This window comes from Hymenobacter setariae, from assembly GCF_007713685.1.
GTDB classification, from domain to species: Bacteria; Bacteroidota; Bacteroidia; order Cytophagales; family Hymenobacteraceae; genus Hymenobacter; species Hymenobacter setariae.
Genome location: NZ_VMRJ01000008.1, coordinates 202,428 through 224,101 on the forward strand (window position 1 = coordinate 202,428; position 21,674 = coordinate 224,101).

Below are 21,674 nucleotides of genomic sequence, written 5' to 3' on the forward strand. Positions count from 1 at the left end.
GGAGTGAGGGTTAGCAGGCGCACGCATCGTCGGGGCCGCAGGCCGCGCCGCTTGTGGCCTCGATGAAAAAGGCGGTGAACTGCTGGTGCACCTTGTTCAGCAGCTCCGTATTGAGGCAGTAGCAGACGGTAAGGCCCTCGATTTCGCCGCGTATCAAGTCCAGCGCCTTCAGTTCCTGCAAGTGCTGCGACACGGTAGTGCGCGAAAGCGGCAGCTCGGCGGCGATGTCGCCCGAGATGCAGGTTTTCTGGCTCGCCAGAAACTGAATGATGGCCACCCGCGCCGGATGGGCCAGGGCTTTGGCCACGCGGGCCAGTTGCTGCTGCTCTTCTGTAAAGGCGGCGGTCTTAGCGTAGGTCATCGGAAAAACCAGTTATAAAGTACAGTTTGAAGTATGTCGCAAACTTACGACATACTACGTCGTAAGTTTGCGACATGATTAAATTATTTGTGGCGGTTGGCTACTGAAACAACGACTTCAGCCTAGCTGTCCCTGGTTTGTAGCCAATTGGCGACGATGCACCCGAAAGCGCCATAAGCCCACCAGTAGTACCACGCCCGCCGTGGCCAGCGCCGAATAGCCGAGCCGACCACCCCGCTCGGGGTGAAACTGCAGCAAGGCCAAGCCGAAGCCTACCAGCGCCAAGCTAGTGCGCACGTAAGTCAGCAGCGTACGCTCGTTGGCCAAACGGGTGCGCTGCAAGGCCAGTTGGTCAGAAAGGGAAAGGGGGATGGCTGGCACGGTTGGCGGCATAGAAAGCTCGAAAAGTGGAGGCTATACGTAGCCTGCTTAGGCTGAGATGAATAATTTCGCTTGGACGAGCAGCGTCACCGACCTTTGCCCGCATGACGATTCTGCTAGTCGAAGACGAGGCCAGCCTGGCTTCCTTTATCCAAAAAGGTATTGCCGCCGAGGGCTATGATATGAAGGTGGCCTTCGACGGGCTGATTGGGCAGCGGCTGTACGACCAGCAGCCCTTCGACGTGGTGGTGCTCGACGTGAACCTGCCCGGCCTGAACGGCTTCGAGCTATGCCGCTACATCAAGCAGCACTCGCCGCGCCAGCCGGTGCTGCTGCTCACCGCCCTCGACGGGCTGGCCGACAAGGAAGCCGGCTTCGGGGCCGGGGCCGACGACTACCTGACCAAGCCCTTTGAGTTTCGGGAGCTGCTGCTGCGCATCCGGGCGCTGGCCCGGCGCGGGGAGGCCTACAGCGGGCTGCGGGTGGCCGACCTAGAGTTCGATACCGACGCCCGCACCGTTACCCGCGCCGGCCAGCACATTGATGTTGACAACCCGCGAGTATTCGTTGCTGGAGTACCTGATGACCAACAAGGGCCGCGCCGTCAACTGGAACTCAGCGTCCGGGTCGGTCGTGCTGCCGGCCCAACGCGTGGCAAGGAGTGGTAAGGCTACTTTTCTTGTGACTGACACCCAGCATTAAATGGGATAAAGAGTGGGGGAAGACTGACTTACATGACGCCCTAAGTGGGAGCTGCTAAAAGCTGCCCTCCCCCACGCTCACGCTGGAAGCAGGGCAACCTATTCTAGAGAGAAAAGTGTTGGCAGGTGCGCCGGCCCCACAGGCGGCTACTTGGCCAGCGTACCATTAGCGTTAAAAAGCACGTCTTGGTGCTTGCCGCCCTTGGCCACTTCAGCCTCGTAGACGGTCGAGCCGTCGGCCCGCAAGATGGTGGCGGCCTCATTTACCTTGTAAGACTTGTAATCGCTGGCCAGCTTGGTGCGCACGGCAGCGGGCAGCTTGGCGGGCGGCATGGCCGTCTCAGTTTCCAGTAGCTCGCCGCTGGGCGTAAGCACGGCCGACATGGTATTACCGTTTTGCTTAAAGCCGGCTTCGAACTTGTCGCCTTCTTTCTCCCAGGTGTTGGACTTCACGGTGGGGAATTTGGCTTTGAAAGTAGCCTTCACGGCGGCCGGCACCTGCGTGGGCTTCAGCTTTTGGGCGTGGGTGAGGGCGGGCGCGGCCAGGGCCAGGACGAAGGCCGCCAATTTTAGAGCTTGCTGCATGGTTGAAAGGGGGTAGGGTGAATTTGTACCCGAACCTAGCCGCCGAACCTGGCGCGTTTCTGTAGTTGAAATCAGCTGGTAGCAAGTCATGCTATTATTTTCCAAAACTCACCCCCAGCGTAGACACCGAGATGACCGATATGAAGTCGTCGTTGTGCGAGACCGTAGGGGTAGCAAATCTGCCTTAAAATTCTCTGTGTGTACGCTCCTGTTTCCGACTTGGCAAGAGCCAGGTCGCCGCCGTCTAACGCAGCTAGCGTGTGGGGCGCCAGGTCAGCGCCAGGCCAGTGCCCCCCGTCGGCGACCAGCTGGGCACTAGGCTCATATCGCGGCCGATGGGCTTGCGGCCCCAGCGGTTGCGGTGGGTGAGGTAAGCCAGGTGGGCCGAGAGGATGCCAAAGCCCGCCCCCGCAATTACGTCCGATTCCCAGTGCTTGTCGTTGACCATGCGCAGCACGCCCACGCTCGTGGCGATGGCGTAGGCCCCGACGCCGTACCACTGGCTTTTATCACGTAGCTCGGTATGCACGATGCTAGCCGCCAGAAACGCCTGCGCCGTGTGTCCCGACGGAAACGAGAAGTTGTCGGAGCCGTCAGGGCGGGTGATGTTGGTCAGGTGCTTGACGGCAAAGACGCTGCTGAGCATGATGGCTTCGCTTTTCAGTATCACCAGGCCCAAGTTCACGCGGTCGTTGCGGCTTTCCACCCCCGCCAGCAGCACGCCGCCCAGCTCGAAGTAGGGCGCAAACTGCAGAAAGTCATCGACGCGGGTGTGGCGGCCCGGCCCGAACAGGTGGTTGATGTCGCTTTTGACCGAGTACGAGCTGTAGAGCCCGTTCCCATTGATGGTCGAGGCCCCGTAGGCGATGAGCAGCGCCGGCACGATGGTAGCCCGGAAGCCCTTGCTTTGCAGAAACGGCTTCTTCGTCGCGGCCGGTACGCCGGCGGGGTTTTCGAACTTGTGGGTAGTGTCGGCCGGGGCCGCTGCGGGTATCCCCTGGGCCACGACGGGCGCAATTGGCGCGAACCCCAGCGTGAAACTGAGGAAAACGGTAACAATGGAAAGACGCATAGAAACGCTAGGCTGTTGAAAAATAAGTAGTTCGCCGGTGGCCGACTTTCCGGCTAGCCAGCCAGTCTGCGAGGCTACGGCCCGACTTTGGTGGAATTCTGTAGTAGCCCTCTCGTGGTAGACCCCGGCCGGGTGCAGCCGCCGGAATGTGCCCCAGGGCCAACCCTGCCATCCGTTCCGGCCGAGCCCGGCCGGCTGCCTCAGCGGATGTTGCCGCCCACGGCTAGGCCGCTAGGCACGGTGGCCGGCACGGTCTTGTCGAAGCTGTTAGCAGTTAAGGAGCTGAGAAAGGTGATGATGGCCTGCTTGTTTACCACCCGTCCCGGAAACTGCGCGTCGCGCTGGCGGGTGCTCACGTGTGGGTTAGCCGTATTGCGGTCGTTGTCGTAAAAATCGAGCACGTCGCCGAGCGTGGCCAGCGTGCCGCTGTGCATGTAGGGTGCGGTCAGGGCTACGTTGCGCAGGCTGGGGGTGCGAAAGGCGTAAGTGCCATTGGCCCCCGCGCCGGAGGCCGCGTTTTTAGCGTTATTGGCCACGCCCATTACGTGCAGCTGGTAGTCGCTGAGCATGGGGCCGCCGTGGCAGTTGCCGCAACCGCTTTGCAGAAAGGCCTGCAAGCCCTGCACCTGCTGCTGCGTCAGGGCGGCCGTATTGCCGCGCTCGTACTGGTCGAAGGGCGAGTCGGTGTCCACCAGCGTGCGCCGAAAGCACGCCAGCGCCTGGCTCCCCGTGGTCGCCGTGACGGGCACCGTCCCGCCAAAGGCCACCTGGAACCGCGCCACGTAGGCCGGAATGGCCCGCAGCCGCGCCACCACCGAATCGGGCGCCGCCAGCTCGGCATACTGGTGGCCGCGCATCTTCTCCAGCTTGGCCAGGGGTTGCGCGGCCTGGGCTTCGAGCGACTGCGCCCGGCTGTCCCAGAACATGGGCGCCTGGCTCGGGTCGGCGCTGCCGCTGGCCGTGAGGCCGTTAAAGGCCGCATTGAGCACGGTGGACGTGTTGCGCTGGCCGAAGGGAATGGTGTTGGGGCTGCGGAAATGACGGGCGGCGCCCAGGCCCTGCCCGTTGGCGCCGATGGCCAGGTCCAGGGCGTCGGCGTAGGCAGTGGCGGGGTGGTGGCAGCTGGCGCAGCTCACGTCGCGCCCGCCCGAAAGCACCGGGTCCCAGAACAGGGCGCGGCCCAGGTCCACCTTAGCCGCGCTGGGCAGGTTATCGGTCGGCGCAGATGCCGCGAGGGGCAGAGCGGCCAGGTTGTTGGCGGGCGTGGCATTCTGCTGCTGGCAGGCCATGGCCGCCAGCAGCAGCCCCGCCGAGGCTGCCAGTGAAAGAAGGTGCGTTCGGGTAGAAGCCGCCATTAGAAGAGGATAAAAGTCAGGGCTGACAGGAAGATGCCCGGCGGGCTCGCAACCCCTACGGCGCGCTGATTTTTTTCTGTTTTTGCATTTAGCGCGCATTAGTTGGTAGTATTGCCGCTCCGTCCTTTAGACCCTTGCTGCTTGACGGCCCGTGCTGGCTATTGCCAGGCACTGTTGCCGCACGCACGTTTTGCGGCAGTGGCGCGTTGAGCGACAGGCACTTTTCGGTTTATGGCTAAATTCGACGACACCATCCTCGATGCCCGGCTGACTCAGCTGCGCCGTAGCGACCCGGCGGCGTTTGTCGAGCAGCTGTTTCGCGCCTTCTATGCCCCGCTCGGCGCGCTGGTGTACCGGGTGGTGCCCGATAGGGCGGTAGTAGAGGATATTTTGCAGGACGTGTTTCTGCGGGTGTGGCAGGGGCTGGCCACGCTGCCGCCCCTCGACTCGCACCGCGCCTACCTCACTCGCATGGCCCTTAATGCGGCCCTGCGCTACCAGCAGCGCGCCCAGCGCCAGGTGGCCTGGGACGAGGCCCCGCCCGCCACAGCTCCGGTGGCTCCCGATGCGCTGGCCGACCTGCACGCGGCCGAAACCAGTCAGGCGGTGCAGGCGGCCCTTGACCACCTGCCGCCCCAGTGCCGCCTGGTATTTGAGCTGAGCCGCTACGAAGAGCTGAGCTACCAGCAGATTGCCGAAGCGCTGGACATTGCGCCCAAAACCGTGGAAAACCAGATGGGTAAGGCCCTGCGCATCCTGCGCCGCGAGCTGGCCGGAGTGCTCCGCAACCTCTACGGGCTGCTGCTGGGCCTGGCGGCGGGCCGGGTGCTAGGGCTGCTCGTGGGCCCCGCCCTGCCCGCGCGGCCGGCCGTGACGAGCTCGCCAAGCGCTTATTTTTGGGCGGCGCGTAGGGGTAAAACGGACGGCGAGTATCTCCTAACTGGTTTCGCTATGCCTACGCGCCGCCCCTTTCGCTCATGAGCCCTCTCTACGCTGACCCTGCCGATGCTCCCTGGGAGCTGCTGGCCCGCCACCTGGCGGCCGAAGCCTCGGCCAGCGAGCGGGCGGCGCTGCGGGCGTGGACCCAGGCCGACCCGCGCCACCTCCAGATTCTGACGACCGTCACCCGCGCCTGGGAGCGGGCCGGCGAAGTGGTGGCCACACCGCCCCTCTTCTCTCCGGCCGACGTGGAAGCCGCCTGGCGCCGCTTTCAGCCCCTGATGGCCCCCCCGGTTCCGCCCGCGTCGGTAGCCCCACTGCCCGTTGCTACCCCCTGGCTGGCGGGCTGGTGGCCGTGGGCGGCCGCCCTGGTCGCGGCCGCCGGGGGCGGCTATCTCTGGCTAAGCCACCCCTCCCCGACCCTGCCCGAGAGCGTGTCTACCTACGCCGCGGCCGCTCACCGCCAGCTGGTGCGCCTGCCTGATAGCAGCCGGGCGTGGCTGCACGCGCACTCGCGGCTGCACTACCGCGCCACCGCCGCCGGCCCTAGCGAGCGGGCGGCGCAGCTAACCGGCGAGGCGTACTTCGACGTGGCCCCGGCCGCCGGGAAGCCCTTCGTGGTGCACACCGGCAGCGGCCGGGTGCGGGTAGGCTTCGCCGGTGCAGCCCTTAACGTGCGGGCCTACGCGGCCGAGGACTCGGTGGAAGTAAGCGTGGCCCGTGGCCAGGCCTGGCTGCTGCCCCCGACGGCGGGCGATAGCCTGCTGCTGCTGGCCGGCACCCGCGCGGCCCTGCACGCCGCCGATGCCCCGGGCCGCGTGGCGGCGGCGCCCCGCCGCACGCCGGCCGCCAACCAGAACTTCCGGGCCTGGCAAACCGATACGTTGCGCTTCGAGGATGCCCCAGTGACGCAGGTGGCCCGGACGCTGCAAGCCACGTTTGGCACGGCCGTCACCTGGTCGTCGGTCGGGCTGGGGCAGTGTCGCTTCACGGGCACGTTTATCCACCCCCGGCCCGCGCAGGTGCTGGCCGTCGTAGCCGCCGCCACGGCCAGCCGCCTGCTGCCCGACGGACGCGGCGGCTACCAGCTGCAAGGGCTAGGCTGTGCCGCGCCGTCCGCTTCCGACCTTGCCCCGGCCGCGCCGGCCCCCCGGCCGTGAGGAGTTGGGCTAGGGCCTGGCTGGGCTGGCTAGCCGGGGTAATTGCTGGCCTGCTAAGTGGGGAGGCTGCTTACGCGCAAACTCAACCACCGCTGCCGCAGCTCGTGCAGCCTACGCCGGGTCGCCGGCCGCTCGGGGCAGTGCTGCGGGAGCTCTCGCGTCAGAGCCGGGTACCGTTCAGCTACAGCAGCTCGCTGGTGCCGCTGGCGCATCGCTTCCAGGTCCGCCCCGGTCCGCCTCGCCCGCTTAGCGAGGTGCTGCGCGAGGTGCTGGGTGCCGAGCACCTGCGCTATGGGTTACTGGCCGGCCAGCTCGTGGTGTGGCCCGAGCACGTAGCGGCGCCAACCGGCGTGCGCCCAGTGGCACCGCCAAATGGCGCCGCGCCAGCTTCGGCCCGCCAGCTGGCCGGCTTACCCGCCAAGCCGGGCGTCTCAGTGCCGGGTACCGCAACTGAAATTGCCGCTGACTGGCCCTTGAAATCACCAGCTGGCTCGGCCGTCCGGCGCAGCAAACCGCGTGCGGGACAGCCGGCAGTAACTAAGCCGGCAGCCCAGGCCAGCCGTCGTGCAACGAAGGAAGCGGGCAGCCGTGAGAAGTCAGTCCCCGAGCGGCTAGCGGGCACCGGCCGGTTTGGTCGGCGAGCTGCGGCGGGTCACTGGCCCTCTGGTCAACGTAAGGCCGCAGGTTTAGCCGTGAGGCGCCAGCCGGGTCGCCCGGTAGCTGGCAGGGTAGCCACCGCGACAAGAGCAGGCCACGAGCCGCCGGCTGCGTTATCGGGCGGGGCTGTGCTCCGGTCGTCCACGCCGGCCGCGCCGGGAGAGGCGAGCCAGAACCTAGCGCTGCTGCCCGGGCGGTTGGTAAGGGCGACGGTGCCATCCCTGCCCCCGCCGGTAGTAGTACCCCTTGCTGAGCGCAGCCCGATGAGTGCGCTGCCCAAAGTAAGCCCGGCCGCGGCCCGGCTGTGGACGGGACTGTATCTGCACGGCGAGGCCTGGGGGAGCGAAAGCCTGCCCGTTGGCGTCACGGGCAAGGTGGGTCTGGCGCGGGCCTACCTGGTGCTGGGCGTGGCCGCCGGGCCGTTTGACCGCCCGGCCTGGGGCGTCGGCCTGGGCACGGCGGGCCGGGCCAGGGGCCGCTTCACGCCCAGCCTCGACCTGCTGCAGTGGTTCGGGCGCGGCAACGACAGCGAGGCCGTGAGCTTTACGCAGCTGCGCCCGCAGCTGGCCTGGCAGCTCAAGCGTGAGGGTCGCCTGGCGCTGTTGGCTGGCCCCACGCTGAATCTGGCGGTTACTGACGGCCGCGGCCCGCAGCGCAGCAGCTTTGGCCAGCACCAGTGGCTGTGGGTGGGTGGCGAAGACGGCCGCGACGGTACGCGCCTCTGGCCGGGTATTCAGGTGGGGCTACGGTTCTAACAGCAGTGGAGTAGCTGGTAACAAAGGCTTTTGGTACCGGCCGGGGAGCTGCTTACTTAACGATACTGCCAAACGGCAAGGCCACCGAAAGGCCTACCGTAAACCGGTCAGAGCCCAGCACCTTTTTATCGGTATCGCGCCATCTGAACTGGGCCTCCACGTTGACGCCTTTGTCTTCCTTGCCTTTTAGGAATACCGGGATACCGAGCAGGAAATTGGTTTTGGTGTAGTTAAGAGCGTACCGCTCCACTTGTATATCTAGCCCCACTTTGGTGTCCGCCCGGGAAGGCAGTAAGTAAATAAACTGCAGTTGTAAGGGAACGGTCCATTGCTTGTCCAAGTCCCCCACATACACTTTGGTGCCATCGCCATTATAGTACAGCTGCGTGGGGGTTGGGGAATTTAGCAGGGCATACTGCGTGTAGCCTTTTATTCTGTCGGCCTGCTGCTCGATGGCATTGGTATAGGCAACGCGCGCTGAGCCATTTATAAAAATAGCTCCCCAGCGCCAGGTGTTTTCGCTAACGTGCCCAATGCTTACGCCTGCTGACCATTTCCTGGTATTTGCCTCCTGAAAGCTCATGGAATTGGCTGGCGCAACCTGGTACGCGCTGCTACTGAGGGGCACAAATCCTTGCAGACGCACCCAGGAGGTGTAAAAGGAAGGGTATTGCTTCTCAAACATGGCCAGCTCGCTGTCATAAAATTCCTTTTCTGCTTTTGCTAGCGCTTCCTTTCGTGCCAGTGGCCTGCCTACGGTATCAACGGCGCTGTTGCTGGTAGCAGCTGCTTGGAGCAATTGAAGCTCAGCAATTGTTTTATTTCTTAACAATCGGAATTGAAAGGCCCGCTGCATTTCCAGCGTATCAACATCAGTACTATCTAAGCCGGCGTGGGTAGCAAAAAAGAACGTGTAGCTCAACGGCAAACCTAAATCATTGGCAAGCTTATCTTTTGCTAACAAGTTGGCTACGTTATGCGCAATATTGCTCTGAACGGCAACCGTAAATACGCTATTCGTTAAGTCGTCCTCTTTTTGAGGAGTGAAATTATGACCTACCTGGAGTATGCCCTCAGTCACATCCGCAATGGCAAAATCCTTGAAAAGCGATAGGTTATTCAGGCCGGATAAGTAGTAAGCCTGACGCTTGGCCGCAAAATGGTTAAATGTCTTGTTGGTGACAAATTTTGGGTGTGCTGGCGTAGAGGCTACGATGCTCCCGCTGGAAAGGTCTACCAGGGTTGCTATCTTATTAAGCCCTGTGGGCGCGTGTGCTGGAGTCTGAGCCCTCACTTGAGCGGCGAGTAGCAGTAAACTAAAAAAGACTAAGGTCTTCATGCAGAAAAGAGTCAGGAATACATGGAGTGCAAATATTTATAGATAAAATAAAATTTACCAATACCCACTAGTAGGTATTCTCCGCGATAAGTTGTCAGATGGCAGTTGCGGCGCACGTTGCCCAGGGCTACGATTCCGAAATGGCGTCGCCTACCCGTCAGCAGCTTGCAAAATGGAATGGCTATTGAAATCGCTGAAAAGGTCGGCCAGGCCCAAAAAAAGCGCCGACCCATCGGCCGGCGCTTTTTTTGGAGAGGTAAGTCAGAGCAAGGCTACCAGGCAGCAAGGGCTTTCCGCAGCAGGACTAAGCTTAGTTAGCGCCCGTCGTCGTCGTTGTGGTCAGCGTGATGCAGCCCAGTTCCACAAGCTTGCCGGCGGCGCAGGTGTTGCTGGTCTGGTTGCTCTTGACGGTGTAGCCGATGGTCACTTTCTGGCCGGCCTTGGGCAGGAAATTCACCCAATTAGCGCCGGTGGGGATGACGTAGGTGCTATCGGCCAGGTGCAGGGCCAGGCCGCAGCCGGTGGTTTTGCTGAGGTCGACGACCACGGCGGCGGTGTTGCAGGTGCCGCCCTTGGGGGAGCAGCTGCCTTCCTTGTCTTTTTCCCAGCAGCCACTCAGCAGCAGGCTGGCGCTCAGGGAGAGCACGGTGAAGGGGAGGGCGTGAAGCCCGCGGGCAAACAGGTTTTTCATACTAAAAGGAGTAAAAAAGTGAAGTAGCCGGGCGAACCGCGCCCTACGGCACCACTTCGAGCCAGCCCTTGTAGCGGCGGCCGTCGGTGTAGGTGATGAGGTAGTAGTAAAGACCGCCCACGCCGGCCCCGCGCCAGCTGAACTCGCGGCTGCCCGACTGGTACATCAGCCGCCCCCAGCGCGAGAAAATCTGCACGCCCGCGAACTGCGCCTCGCAGAAGTCGGGTGGCAGGTTGGGCAGCGCGAACTGCTCGTTGAGCCCGTCGCCGTTGGGGGTAATAATGTTGGGCGGCTGGAAGGCCAGCGTATCGGGTGGCCGCACCACCACGAAGCGCACGGTGCGCGTCAGCACGTGCGGGGTGCAGAGGTTGCCGCCCTGCGTGAGCGAGAAGCGCACGCGCAGGCCGTTGGGGCTGGTAGCCAGCCCGCAGGTGGGTGTCCACTCAAAGTCGGCCGTCGCGCGCCCGGTGCCGTTTTGGGCCGCGAAGCGCATGCCCACGCTGGGTAGACTAAAGCCCAGCCCGGTCGCGCTGAGCGTGAGCGGGTTAGGGGCCGGGTCAGTTCCAAGTAGCGTAGCAGTGTAGGGCTGATTAAGCGCTACGCGCACCAGCACGGCGGCCGTATCGGTGGGTGAGGCGGGAAGCGGAAAGCTGGTGGTGAGCACCGGCACCGTGCTGGGTGGGGGCACCGCCGTAAAGGCCACGCGCACGGTGTCGCGCTTGGGCAGCGAGCAACCGTTATCAGCCACCAGCACGTCGAGCAGATACACTCTTCCCTTAGTATCGGCGCAGGCCGGAAAGCAGAGCGTGGCCGTGAGCGTATCAGGCTGACCGGCGGCGTGCACCGTGCCGCTGGCGCTGGTCGTGAAGCTAGGGGCGGTGGCCGCGTCGGCGAAGTTGACGGGCCGGGTAGTGAGGGTGAGCACCGAGTTGGGGTCGGGGTCGGTATAGCGCACGGTGAGGCAGCGCAGGCCGCCGGGCAGCAGGCGCACCGTGTCGCGGCCGGCCTGGTAGCGGCGGCCATTGGCCTGCACCGTCACCACGGGCGGGTGGTTGACGGGGCAGGCCAGCACGTAGAGCTGGAAGTCGCGCCGCGTTTCGCCGATTTTTACGCCCTGGCGGTATTCGGTGCAGCGCACCCCGAACACGAACAGTCCCAGCCGGCTGGGCCGCACCGTGAGCCGCCCGCTGCGCGCGTCAATGCCCAGCGCCGGCGTGCCGGGTATCTGTTTGGCGGTGCCCAGGCCGGTGGTCCAGGTCACGGTGGTGTAGGGCGCGGCGGCCGGGGCCGGACTAGGATTGGGGGCCGTGGCGTGCCCGTTGAGGGGCGTCACCAGGTCGTAGGCCAGCGAGTCACCGTCGGCATCCTGGCCCCCGAAGTCGTAGGTAAACAGATTGTTGATGCAAGCGTAGTCGCCCAACGCCGGAAAGATGCGCGGCGTGGAGTCGAGGAACGGCTGCCCGCCCCGCACCACGGCCGGAAACTCCAGGTAAAAGGTCTGGGCCGCCGCGCCGGGGCTCACGATGTTGCTGATAACCACGTTGCGGCAGCAGCGCTCCACGGCCACGTAGTAGCCCTGGGCGCTGGCGTAGGTAGCCGCGTCGAGGGTGATGTTGCGGGCGTAGAGGAGCTTGCGGGTGCTGAGCGAGCCCACGGCGCAAGCCGGGTTGGTGTAGCTCACGAAGGTGTTGCTGGTGAGCGGCAGGCGCACGCTTTGCAGCTGCCGGTTGGTAGCCTTGTCGTAGATGCCCGCCACCAGCACCGAGTCGAGGGCGGCCGGGTTGCCGTTCACGGCGTCGAAATAGAGCGTGAGCGTAAGGCGGTAGCTGCTGCCGGTCTGGTGCTGCAAATCCAACTCGCCGCCCACGATGTGCGTAGCCCAGGCCGCCGGCATGGCCAGCAGCCACAGCAGCAGCGTACCAAGTAGCCGGTGGCTGCGGGAAGTGCGCATGAATAAGGAGGTGGCTGGTAAAAGGGAGGAAGGGTAGAAGCCGCCTAGGCCAGTGGCCAGCTTGCCGGCGTGCGGGTGGGTTCGGGCCGGCGGGCCGGCAGCGTCCAGCCCGCCAGGTCGCGGACGATTTCGGCTAGCGACAAGCGCCGGCGCCCGGCGGGCACCCGCAGCGGTTTGCCCGCGGGCCGCGGTGCCCCGCGCTCGGCAGAAAATGCGCTGTTCATAAAATGGGGAAATGGGTAGGGAAACGCCGGTCGGCAGCTACGCCGCGCCGGTTGGGTAGTAGGTAGATGCACCACTCCCGCCCTACCCCCACGCCCGTGACAATTTTTTTGTGAGTAGCCCGCTCGCCCCTAGTGGCAGCTCCGTCTACTATACGGGTCGACTAGCCGCGGCTAGGTGGCCAACCCGGCAGGTAACGGGTGGGCGCGGGTCGTGCAAGAAATTCAGCGGCCGTTTGAACTGCGTGAACACCCAGCGATGAGCGAGTGACTAACTACAAACCAGCTAAGCTGAAAGTAGGGGCGCTTCCCACAGAATCCCGCCAAAATCATGGGCTAGGTTAGGGCTTCCCTATCCTCCCCGCGGCGGCACGCCGCCCCGGGGTAGCCTGCCCAATGACTCGTACCAAACCTTTCTTCCGGCATACGCAGCACGTGACCGGCATCATGGCCCGCGCCCCTGAGCCCACGCGCTACCCGTACCACGACCACAGCGAATGCCCTATCGGCCGCCGCGTCAAAAAGAGCGGTGACTGGCAATATTACCTGGGCCGCCCCGGCGAGGAGCGCGACCAGTGCGCCCGCTGCGCCGAGCTGGCCACGACGGCCCCGCCGCCCTAGGGCGCAGTTAAATGGTACCGGTTACCCAGCAAGATATCGCCACGGGCTTCGGTACTATATTTCAGCTGTGGGGTCTGCTAGTGAGGACTCGACAGGCGCAAGCTTGATAACCCGCACCAGACGCCTTGACCTTGTTGGCCTGCTATCGGCGTGCAAGGTCACGGTCATCATGCTATCCAGTACTCACTTTGAGGGCCTACCCTATCAATGGCACTGCTAATCAGCATTAGTTAAGAATGAGGAGAATCTAGCAGTGCTGCGCGTCCACCCGCGTAAAAGACCCCGGCTGCGCTACCGACGAAGTAGGCGCAGCCGGGGTCTTTTACGTAGGCAACCGGGGCTAACCCCAAATCAGCACCAGCGTGCCGCTGATAATCAGGGCCGCCCCAATGCCCGCGTGCCAGGTTAGCTTTTCGCCCAGGAACACGACCGACAGCACAATGGCGATGGCCACGCTAAGCTTATCGACGGGGGCCACTTGCGAAACCTTTCCCAGCTGCAAGGCCCGGAAGTAGAATATCCACGATAAGCCCGTGGCCACGCCCGACAGGCCCAGAAAAATAAGGTTGGTGCGCGTGAGCAAGTGAATTTTCTCCAGCCCGCCCTGGAAATACACGATGCCCCAGGCCAGCAGCAGAATCACGACCGTGCGGATGGCCGTGGCCAAATTAGAGTCCACCCCCTTGATGCCAATCTTGGCCAGGATGGCGGTGAGCGCCGCAAAGACGGCGGAAAGCAGCGCATATAGCCACCACATAGTAAATCAGTTGCAGGTGAAACAGAAGGCCCTGGCACCCCCGCGCTCGTCGGGCCTGCCAGGGCTTATTCGTCAGAAAAAAGAGTGATTATTTTCCGAATTCCAGCACCCGGAACGTGCCGGGCAGGATGCTCGGGCGGGGTTTAGGGTTCGCGGCCGTGGCGACTGGGGCGGGGCCGAGGTCGGCGGTGCAGGTGTAGAGGTGGTGCGTCCGGGGGTTTTCGGCCACGGTGCGAGCGCCCCGGGCGGTGGGCACGGTGGCCACGACCGTGTACTTGCCGGGCGAATCCTGGTGGATGACGGTCAGGGTGCCGTCGCCGCCGTTGGTGGTTACGATGTTGCCGGTTGTGGGGTCAAAGGCGGCACCGTCGACCCCCTTGCCGATGGGCAGCACGGCGATTTGCTTGCCGGTTTTGCTATCGGTCACGACCAGCTTCTCGTTGGCACAGCCGCTGAAGAGGCGGCCGGCTTGGGGGTCGAAGGCGAGGCCGGTGGGCTCGGCGCCGGGGGCCAGCGGGAAGCGGTGCAGCACGGCCAGCGTGCGGGCATCAAACTCCACCACCTTGCTTTTGTCTTCGAGGTTGACGAAGATGTGGCCTTTGCCATCGGTGGCGGGCACCTCCACATCGCCGCCCAGCTCGGCCGTGCCCACCACCTTGTCGGTCGCGGGGTCGATAACCGTGCTTTGGCCGCCGTCGTTGCTGAAGGCAAATACGCGCTTCGAGAACTCATCGTAGAACACCGCGTCGGGCTTGGGGCCGGTCGGGATGGTAGTGAGCGTTTTCAGGGTTTTCAGGTCGAACACCACGCAGCTGTTAGTGCGCCCGCAGGTGATGTAGCCGTGCCCCGCACTGGGCACTACCACGATGCCGTGCACGCCCGGCGTGTTGGCTACGGTGCCGATGACCCTGTGGCTCTTCAGGTCGAGCACCTCGACCTGCGTGGCGTGCGACACGTAGAGGCGCTCGCCGGCGGGGTCCACGTAGAGGAAGTCCCAGCCGCCCTCCCCCCCGATGGGCATGGTAGCGAGCAGGCGGTAGGGCGCGGTGGCCGTTTGGGCCTGGGCGGCCGGGATTAAGCCCAGCAGGGCGAAAGCCAGCGGCGCCACTAGAAGCAAATTCTTCATGAGGAAAAACGGGAAACGGAGTAACGCGGATTAGGCCGGCTCTTTGGCCGCAACCGGCTCGGCGGGCTGCGGCCGCAGGGTGGTGTAAATGACTAGCCCGACCAGCAGGCCGAGCAGAATGAGCGACGAGCCCTGCGTGCCGAAGCCCAACCCGTTTTTCGCGACGGGCTTGGTGAGCAGGTCGCCGAACGTGGCCCCAAATGGCCGGGTCAGCACGAACGCCACCCAGAAGAGCAGCACCGCCGAGATGCGCGTGAAGTAGTGCGCCAGCACCACGACGGCCAGCAGGCTGCCGATGAGCAAGGCCCCGCCCCCAAAGCCCAGGCCCGAATCATCAGCCAGAAAGTCGCCGAGCGCCGTGCCCAGGGTGTTGGAAAACAGAATGGCCGTCCAGTAAAACAGCTCGCCCCGGCGCGTGGTAATCTCGCTCACCGAGAGCGACTTTTCAGTGAGCCGCCACAAGCCCAGCACTACAATCAGGATGGTGATGAGGATGGCCGAGCCAGTGGCGTAGCCCAGCCCCAGGGTGCGGTCCATGTAGTCCGACATAGTAGTGCCGGCCGTGCTCGTGGCCAGAATCACGGCCCAGTACAAGGCCGGGATGTAGCGCTTGGCGGCCAGCTGGCCCGCCAGCGTCACCAGAAAAAACCCGATGAACAGCAGCGAGCTTGCGCCGTAGCCCACGTTCAGGGTTTGGGCCAGCAGGTCGCCGCCCGTTTCGCCCAGCGTGGTAGCACAAATTTTCATGACCCAGAATAGGAGCGTAACCTCGGGGATTTTTTTCATGAATCAAGTGAAGAAACAGGTGAAAAAGCGCGGGCCGGCGCAGGCGTAAGAAGGTGCCCGTAGGGAGTTGCGAGTAGGCTAATGAGCGGCTTCTCGTACGGTGCTCCCCGACCGCTAAGCGCTCAAACCTACCGGGTGATTCTGGCGCAAATCTGGCTGAAAGGCAGCGCCAAAAACTTTTTCAGCCTTGCCTTAAAACTGGTGCATTGGTCTGGACAGGTAGCGGAGTCTTAAAGCCAGCCGCAGGATTGCTCTTGTCTGTTTTGAGGGAGCCCCGCTTACTCATTTCCGCTACCGCAAACTACTGCTCTCTTCTTTGCTACCTGTTGAGGGACTCATACTTAATAACTATCCCATCGAATTCTTGACTGAAGAATTTAACCTTAAACTCCGCCGGGCGGGCATCCAGGCTGCGCACCATCGCCACCGAGCCCACCGCGAAACGGAGCCTGCCGCCCCGGTGCGGTTCGATAAGCCCCCGTTCCCGTAAACTGCCGTTGGCTTGCCGTTCGGTCACCAGCACCGGGACCGGGCCGCTATTGCGAATCTTTAGCTGAAACTTGCCATGCTGTTGTCCGCTGAATACTACCTGCTTACCGGATTCTAGTACGGTATGCAATTCAACGGGCCCATCAGAAAACCCAGCAAGCAGCCTCAGCAGGAATACGACAAGCAAATAGGAGTTAGCCAGCATAGTAAACAGCATCGTGTTTGGGCATTTCAGGGAGGCGGAGCAAACACCCCGCTTCAGGGCAACTCACGGCGTAGCTTCTTACCAGAAGCGATGGGAAAGCACTTTGCCACGGCAGGATTATGACGGCGCCGCGGCTAGCTGTAATTCACGCCCTAGCAACTCCCGGTAGCTCAGCAGGTGAGATATTGTGGTAACTTGGCCGCTGACTTTACTTGTTCGCCCGTGGCGGCTACTTGGCTACTGGCCGCCCATTGGCATCGAATACACTGGTTTGGCAATGCCTGTTCTTGCCGTTTTTGTTTTTGCCTTTGCACACTTGCACCACGTAAGTGGTTTCTCCCGAAGCTTTCACCACCTTGGTTATCTGGTCCAGCTGGCGCTTGGGAAACTGCTGACTCATGGCCATGCGGCCCAGCGGCGGCAAGGCAGTGGAAGGAATATCGGTTTGCGTTTCCACTAGTTCGCCCGCCGGCGTAAGCAGCAGCACGCCCCAGCCTTGGGGCTGACGAAAGCGCGCTTCGTAGGGTGTTGTTAAACAAATAGGGGAAAACCTCCGACTCGGCGCTACGCCGGTTTGCTCGGTGGCTGCCAGGTGCTGAACAAGTCCATGTCGAACGGGGCGTCGGCCGGCAGGGGCTGGTCGGAGAAGTCGTACTCGCCGTGCAGGTTCAGGTGGCGGTAGGAGAGCACCGCCGAGGGCGAGAGCGTGGCCAGTGCGGCGGCCTGCTGGTCGGGCGGTAGCCCGGCCAGGTGCTGGGAGAGGTGCAGGTAGTTCCAGCAGATGATGGCGTTCATCAGCAGGCGCTTGCAGGTGTCGGCCACCAACTGCTCGGAGCGGGTGGCGGCGTGAAACTCTTGGTTGCGCCCGTGCCAGACGGCGTGGGCGAGTCGATGAGCGCTTTCGCCCTTGTTGAGCTGTTTCTGGATGCGCTGGCGAAGCTCCACCTGGTCGACGTAGCGCAGCAGGAACTCGGTTTTGACCAGCCGGCCCAGCTCTTTCAGGGCCCGGTAGAGCGGGTGCTGGCGGGCGTAGGAGTTGAGCCGGCCGAAGAGGCGCGAGGCCTCGCTGTGGCGCAGCTTCAGGGTGACGACCAGGCGCAGGACCTCATCCCAGTGCCGGGCGATGCGCTCGGGGTCCAGGCGCGCGTCGGGCAGCAGCGTCTGGCCGAGCTGGCGGTGGGTGGACACGGGTTCCCAGCTGTAGAGCTGCTGGTTGGTGAGCTGGCGAATGCGCGGCTCGTAGGCAATGCCCAGCAGGCGGGTCACGGCGAAGATGACTTCGGTGTAGCCGTGCGTGTCGGTGCTGTGCACGTCGGTGGGGCGCTGGGCGTGGCGCAGCAGTCCCTCCAGCAAATGCGTGGCCTCGCGGTCGGCGGCGCTGAACACGGTCGAGTCGAAGACCAGCAACGTCTCGTCCACGTAGGAGTAGGCCGTCAGGCCGCGCCGGTTGCCGAAGTACTTGAACGAGGCGCTGCCGGCCAGCGAATCCACGGCCAGGTCGTACTTCTGCCCGTCGCTGCTGCTGCGGAGCACGTCGGGCGAGAAGCGGAACGCCTCGCGCAGGCGCAGCTGTCGGGTGAAGTCCAGAATCAGTTCGTTGGCCTGGCGCAGGTTGTCGAGCGTGAAGTGGGTGCTGGCCAGCCGTTGCAAGGCGGCTTCGTCCACCTGCGGGGCAACCTGGGCCAGGCGGCGTAATCCCAGGTTACAGCCGAGCCCTACCAGCGCGGCCAGCAGTTGCGACAGCGGCGGCGGGGTGCGGGCGTGCTTGCTGGGCAGCGCGCCGAAGGCTGTGTCGAAGCCCGTGAGCCGTGCCACGCTGGTGAGCACTTCGCGCAGGGGCACCACCCGGTGGCGGGGAAACAAGTGCGCCGGCAGGCGCGGCTGCTCGGCCGGCAGCCGGGGCGTGGTCAGGCGGTAGCGCCCGGTCGGAGTACGGTGCGCGTGCGGATTGGCTGCCTCGGCCAAGTGGGCATTCGTGGCGGCGAACTGCGCCCGCAGCTGCTCCTGCAGCGTCGCCTGGACCGTGGCAAAGTCGCGCCAGGCCCCCAGGCCGGCCTGTTCCAGCAGCGCCTCGCGCTGCCTGGCCCACTGCGCGGCCGGCAGCAGGTAGTGCTCGAAGGCGCGGTACTGGTAGCAGCAGGTGAAGTTGAGCTGGCCGGACTTGACCGCGGCGGCCATCTCCACCAGCAATAGGGCTTTGTAGAGGGACGTACGCAACCGGCCCTGGTCGTCGAGCACGTGGGCGCGCTGGGCCAGGGAAAGAAAGGCCATCGGCACGTGGGCGCCTAGTGCCCCGTCGTGCTGCTGGTAGTGGCGCACGGCCCGCCCCAGCTCAGCGTGGGTGGTGGCTTCGTCCACGACCAGCTCCCGCACCAGCGTCCCGAGCTTGGTCTGCAGGCGCAGCGAGGCGGCGGCCAGCGCTTCGTAGAACAGGGCCTCGCCGGCCTGCTGCTCGGTGGCCGCGCGCAACTGCTCCAGCTGCTGGTGGTCTTCGCGGAGCTGCGTGGCCGTAACCTGGTGGCGCTGCAGCAGCGCGTCGATGCGCGCCAGCTTCTGCTCGGCCGGCACGTCGGGGGCGTCGACCAGGGCACGAATCTGGGTCAGGGCTTGCAGGTGCCGGTAGCCGCGGCCGGTGACCTGGCTGGTCAGCTGCTGGGTGGCCGTGCGCTGCTGGTAGAGCGTTTCCTTCACCTGCTCGCGGCATTGGTTCACCACACTGGTTACGGTCTGCAGCAGCGTGTCGACCAGCGCATCGCCCAGTTCGTAGTACTGGTGCACCATGAAGCTGAGCAGGTAGAGGTAGCGCCGCTCGTCACGGCGGTAGAGCTGCGCGGCCTGGGCCCGCAGCACGTACTCGGCGTAGTAGGTGATGGCCTGGTCCGACAGGCGCAGGCGCTGCCAGAGCGGCTGCAGCTGCGCGAAGAGCTGGCGCAGGGCGGCAAAATGCGTGACCCGTTCGCGGATTTCGCCTGCGCGCAGCCCCTGGCGGATGCGTTTGAGGAAGGTAAGCGGGTAGCGCCGGTCGGCCGCCGTCTCACGCGGGTCCTCCGCGTCGGCGTCGTCGGCGGCCAGCAGCCGGTCCAGCAAGCGCTGCTCACCGGGCCGCAGGTGCTGCTGCACGCGGCGCAGCAGCCGTTTCTCGAAGGCCAGCAGCGCCCGCGTGATCAGGTTGGCCAGGGCGAAGTAGGTGGGCAGCTCCAGGCGGTGCTCGTGCAGGAACAGCACCAGGTAATCAAAGACCGCCGCCGGCTTCAGGTGCTGGCTGCTCAGGCGGAGCGCTTCCTGGTAGAGCCGTTCCGCGGCGGCCGCGTCGAAGCGCCCGATACCCAGTTGGTCGCAGATGAGCTGCTGGTGGGCGTAGTAGCGGGCGTCGGCGTAGCGGGCGGGCGCGAACTCGGCCGGGGCCACGCCCAACTGCCGCGCCACGAAGGCCACATCGGCCGCGTGGTAGCGCGTGGCCACGTAGAAGCGCTGGCTGATCTGGAAGTAGCCCAGCTGCAGCACGAACCCGACCCGGTTGACCGGGGCCAGCATCCGGGCCAGGTGCGGGTCGGCCCACGCGGGGACGGCAAAGACCCGTGCCTGCTCGGCCGCCGGTACCACAGGCGGCTGCTCGTAGAGGTCCCGCTCCTTGCCCAGGTGAATCCGCAGGTGCGTAGCCATAGAGGAGGCAAAAACCGATGGACTTAACGACCGTTATTTCTACCCACCAATGATAGCGTTAACGTCCATGTAAAGGTATCGAAAACCGGTACCTTTACGAAGCGCATTTACCTTATCGCTACCCTGCCCGTTTTGCCCATGCTATTTGGCTACGTCCGCGTCTCCACGAGCGCCCAATCGGCCGAGAGCCAGAAGAGCCTCATCGCCCGCTACCTGGTCGAGCACCGCTGGACCCTGGACGAGTGGATCGAAGTCGAGATGTCCTCCCGCCGGACCGCCGGGCAGCGCCGCCTGCCCGAGTTGCTGGCCAAGGTTGCTGCCGGCGACACGGTCATCGTCTCCGAGCTCTCCCGGCTGGGCCGCTCGCTGCGCGAAGTGCTGGGCCTGATTGAGGAGCTGATTCACCAGAAGCGGTGACGGCTGATTCTGGTCAAGCAGGGCCTGGACCTGGACCCGCAGAATCACCGCGACATGACCCACAAAATCCTGCTCACCATTTTCGCCATGCTGGCCGAGCTGGAGCGGGACTTCGTGTCCGAGCGCACGAAGGAAGGCTTGCGGGCGCGGCGCGAGCAGGGCATCGTGCTGGGCAAGCCCAAGGGTGTGGTGCAGCCCTCCATGTACGACGCCGACCGCGAGCGGATTCTGCACCTGCATGCGCTGGGCGTACCGCTCACCACCATCGTGGACGTGCACCTGAAGTACGGCAAGTACCTCTCCCTGAAAAACTACCTGGCCAAACTGCAGCGGCAACCGAGCCGAAATGCCGCCCCCTAACCGGACGACTCGGAGGTTTTACCCTATTTGTTTAACATCACCTAAATTACCTATATAATTATAATTTTTTTATCTACTATGCGCCGTATGGGCACTCTTTGGGAGCCAGCAGCCTACAGAAGGAAGCCCGCGGTCTGGTTGGGAAAAACGATTTCTCCAGCCAACCGCTGGCAGCTCAACAGCGCTAGCTTTCTTCTGCTTTTGCGAACCCAACTGATTCACGAAAAAACTGCGGCGATACGGCCGTATTCTTCTTGAAGAAGCGGCTGAAATAGTGTTCATCCCCGAAGCCCAGCGCGAAGGCGATAGCCTTGACGGATTGACTGGTTAGGTACAGTTCGCGTTTGGCCTCCATAATGATTCGCTCCGTGATGAGTTGGCTGAGCGTCTTCTGATAATGGGACTTGACTAGGCGCGTTAGGCTTCGGGCGGGAACTCGTAACAGGTCGGCATACTCCCCGGCCGTGTGCAGGTGGCGGTAGTGCGTATTAATGGCCTCTTGCAGTTGCTGCAGCAGCCAGGGCTCCCGGCCAGACGGGTTCTCCTCGGTGCCTAAGGCGGGCTGTGCGGTGCGGATACGGATAGCTTTCAGCAAAAAGAGCTTCAGATATAATACGATGGACTCTTGTTGTGCCACCTCCGGGCGCCGTACTTCCGCTTGCATCAGCGCTGCCAGGGCGGCAAATTCACGCACCGCCTCTGCTGTAACCGGGAAGAAGGGCGGCTCAAAAATGGTGTTGAACAAGATGCCATTGCTAGCTACCTCCTGCTGATGCCGGTAGATGCAGAAAAAGTCGGCATGAAAATCTAGGACCAGGCCCGCTACAGCGGTGCTGGCTTGGATAGTGTAGGGTTGGTACGGGCCAAAACAACACAGCGTACTGCCAGCAAACAGGTAGGTGGCAAAGTTGGCGCGTAGCTCGCCGCTACCCTGCGTAAGCAGAACGAGGGAGTAATAATGAGGTGGTCGGGTAATTCTGGACAGAATAGGGTCTTATCTTTCGATTGTCATGAAAGACAGCCCTCAACTTACTAAACGCCGGCGTTATGACGCCGCCTTTCGAGCGGAGGCGCTGCGGCTA

General features: G+C 63.7%; 21 protein-coding genes and 1 pseudogene. 6 read left to right on the forward strand and 16 right to left on the reverse strand.

Annotated features, from left to right (window positions below; genetic code table 11):
• Positions 1 to 10: 10 nt before the first annotated feature.
• Positions 11 to 361, reverse strand: a complete 351-nt coding sequence (locus FNT36_RS24660; RefSeq protein WP_144853299.1) for an ArsR/SmtB family transcription factor — start codon at positions 359 to 361, stop codon at positions 11 to 13.
• Positions 362 to 478: 117 nt separating this feature from the next.
• Positions 479 to 754, reverse strand: coding sequence for a YidH family protein (locus FNT36_RS24665; protein ID WP_144853300.1), 276 nt, complete (start codon positions 752 to 754; stop codon positions 479 to 481).
• Positions 755 to 846: 92 nt separating this feature from the next.
• On the opposite strand from FNT36_RS24665, the gene FNT36_RS24670 reads away from it, so the two are divergent.
• Positions 847 to 1,410 carry a response regulator transcription factor gene (locus tag FNT36_RS24670; protein ID WP_233636210.1) on the forward strand — a complete coding sequence of 188 codons (564 nt, stop codon included), beginning with the start codon at positions 847 to 849 and terminating at the stop codon, positions 1,408 to 1,410.
• A 180-nt stretch (positions 1,411 to 1,590) separates the two neighbouring features.
• Here the strand turns inward: FNT36_RS24670 and FNT36_RS24675 are convergent, their stop codons facing one another.
• From FNT36_RS24675 to FNT36_RS24685, 3 genes are all read right to left on the reverse strand, one after another.
• Positions 1,591 to 2,028, reverse strand: coding sequence for a PepSY-like domain-containing protein (locus FNT36_RS24675; protein ID WP_233636211.1), 438 nt, complete (start codon positions 2,026 to 2,028; stop codon positions 1,591 to 1,593).
• Between the two features lie 253 nt (positions 2,029 to 2,281).
• Positions 2,282 to 3,100, reverse strand: coding sequence for a phosphatase PAP2 family protein (locus FNT36_RS24680; RefSeq protein WP_144853304.1), 819 nt, complete (start codon positions 3,098 to 3,100; stop codon positions 2,282 to 2,284).
• 200 nt (positions 3,101 to 3,300) lie between these two features.
• The gene (locus tag FNT36_RS24685; RefSeq protein WP_233636212.1) at positions 3,301 to 4,455 is read right to left on the reverse strand and encodes a cytochrome-c peroxidase; all 1,155 of its coding nucleotides are present in this window, start codon (positions 4,453 to 4,455) and stop codon (positions 3,301 to 3,303) included.
• Positions 4,456 to 4,686: 231 nt separating this feature from the next.
• On the opposite strand from FNT36_RS24685, the gene FNT36_RS24690 reads away from it, so the two are divergent.
• Genes FNT36_RS24690 through FNT36_RS24700 form a run of 3 tightly spaced genes read left to right on the forward strand, consistent with a single transcriptional unit; the run spans position 4,687 to position 7,966 of the window.
• On the forward strand, positions 4,687 to 5,436 hold the full coding sequence (locus FNT36_RS24690) for an RNA polymerase sigma-70 factor (RefSeq protein ID WP_144853308.1): 750 nt from the start codon (positions 4,687 to 4,689) through the stop codon (positions 5,434 to 5,436).
• Positions 5,433 to 6,554: a FecR family protein gene (locus tag FNT36_RS24695; RefSeq protein ID WP_144853310.1), complete on the forward strand. Its 1,122-nt coding sequence runs from the start codon at positions 5,433 to 5,435 to the stop codon at positions 6,552 to 6,554. Before FNT36_RS24690 ends, FNT36_RS24695 begins: the two co-directional genes overlap by 4 nt.
• Positions 6,551 to 7,966 carry a hypothetical protein gene (locus FNT36_RS24700; RefSeq protein ID WP_144853312.1) on the forward strand — a complete coding sequence of 472 codons (1,416 nt, stop codon included), beginning with the start codon at positions 6,551 to 6,553 and terminating at the stop codon, positions 7,964 to 7,966. Before FNT36_RS24695 ends, FNT36_RS24700 begins: the two co-directional genes overlap by 4 nt.
• A 52-nt stretch (positions 7,967 to 8,018) precedes the next feature.
• On the opposite strand, the gene FNT36_RS24705 is transcribed toward FNT36_RS24700, so the two are convergent.
• From FNT36_RS24705 to FNT36_RS24720, 4 genes are all read right to left on the reverse strand, one after another.
• Positions 8,019 to 9,305: a hypothetical protein gene (locus FNT36_RS24705; RefSeq protein WP_144853314.1), complete on the reverse strand. Its 1,287-nt coding sequence runs from the start codon at positions 9,303 to 9,305 to the stop codon at positions 8,019 to 8,021.
• A gap of 310 nt (positions 9,306 to 9,615) precedes the next feature.
• A complete protein-coding gene (locus tag FNT36_RS24710) occupies positions 9,616 to 9,996 on the reverse strand; it encodes a hypothetical protein (RefSeq protein WP_144853316.1) in 381 nt (126 codons plus the stop codon).
• 43 nt (positions 9,997 to 10,039) lie between these two features.
• Positions 10,040 to 11,947: a T9SS type B sorting domain-containing protein gene (locus tag FNT36_RS24715; RefSeq protein ID WP_144853318.1), complete on the reverse strand. Its 1,908-nt coding sequence runs from the start codon at positions 11,945 to 11,947 to the stop codon at positions 10,040 to 10,042.
• 44 nt (positions 11,948 to 11,991) lie between these two features.
• Positions 11,992 to 12,171, reverse strand: a complete 180-nt coding sequence (locus tag FNT36_RS24720; RefSeq protein ID WP_144853320.1) for a hypothetical protein — start codon at positions 12,169 to 12,171, stop codon at positions 11,992 to 11,994.
• Positions 12,172 to 12,564: 393 nt separating this feature from the next.
• Between FNT36_RS24720 and FNT36_RS24725 the strand changes: the two genes are divergently transcribed.
• Positions 12,565 to 12,789 (forward strand): hypothetical protein, encoded by a 225-nt coding sequence (locus FNT36_RS24725; RefSeq protein ID WP_144853322.1) that lies wholly within the window; start codon positions 12,565 to 12,567, stop codon positions 12,787 to 12,789.
• 340 nt (positions 12,790 to 13,129) lie between these two features.
• Here the strand turns inward: FNT36_RS24725 and FNT36_RS24730 are convergent, their stop codons facing one another.
• The 6 genes from FNT36_RS24730 to FNT36_RS24755 form a co-directional block, all read right to left on the reverse strand.
• Entirely contained in the window at positions 13,130 to 13,546 is a 417-nt protein-coding gene (locus FNT36_RS24730; RefSeq protein WP_144853323.1) for an EamA family transporter, read from the reverse strand.
• A gap of 88 nt (positions 13,547 to 13,634) precedes the next feature.
• Positions 13,635 to 14,672, reverse strand: coding sequence for a YncE family protein (locus tag FNT36_RS24735; protein ID WP_233636213.1), 1,038 nt, complete (start codon positions 14,670 to 14,672; stop codon positions 13,635 to 13,637).
• Positions 14,673 to 14,702: 30 nt separating this feature from the next.
• Positions 14,703 to 15,458, reverse strand: coding sequence for a COG4705 family protein (locus FNT36_RS24740; RefSeq protein WP_144853325.1), 756 nt, complete (start codon positions 15,456 to 15,458; stop codon positions 14,703 to 14,705).
• 319 nt (positions 15,459 to 15,777) lie between these two features.
• A complete protein-coding gene (locus tag FNT36_RS24745; protein ID WP_144853327.1) occupies positions 15,778 to 16,152 on the reverse strand; it encodes a hypothetical protein in 375 nt (124 codons plus the stop codon).
• A 229-nt stretch (positions 16,153 to 16,381) separates the two neighbouring features.
• The gene (locus tag FNT36_RS24750) at positions 16,382 to 16,639 is read right to left on the reverse strand and encodes a hypothetical protein (RefSeq protein WP_144853329.1); all 258 of its coding nucleotides are present in this window, start codon (positions 16,637 to 16,639) and stop codon (positions 16,382 to 16,384) included.
• Between the two features lie 77 nt (positions 16,640 to 16,716).
• The gene (locus FNT36_RS24755) at positions 16,717 to 19,815 is read right to left on the reverse strand and encodes a Tn3 family transposase (protein WP_144853331.1); all 3,099 of its coding nucleotides are present in this window, start codon (positions 19,813 to 19,815) and stop codon (positions 16,717 to 16,719) included.
• Between the two features lie 138 nt (positions 19,816 to 19,953).
• Here FNT36_RS24755 and FNT36_RS24760 point away from each other — a divergent pair.
• Positions 19,954 to 20,592: pseudogene (locus FNT36_RS24760) on the forward strand (recombinase family protein).
• Between the two features lie 184 nt (positions 20,593 to 20,776).
• Here the strand turns inward: FNT36_RS24760 and FNT36_RS24765 are convergent.
• The gene (locus FNT36_RS24765) at positions 20,777 to 21,337 is read right to left on the reverse strand and encodes an AraC family transcriptional regulator (protein ID WP_233636214.1); all 561 of its coding nucleotides are present in this window, start codon (positions 21,335 to 21,337) and stop codon (positions 20,777 to 20,779) included.
• Positions 21,338 to 21,674 lie beyond the last annotated feature (337 nt).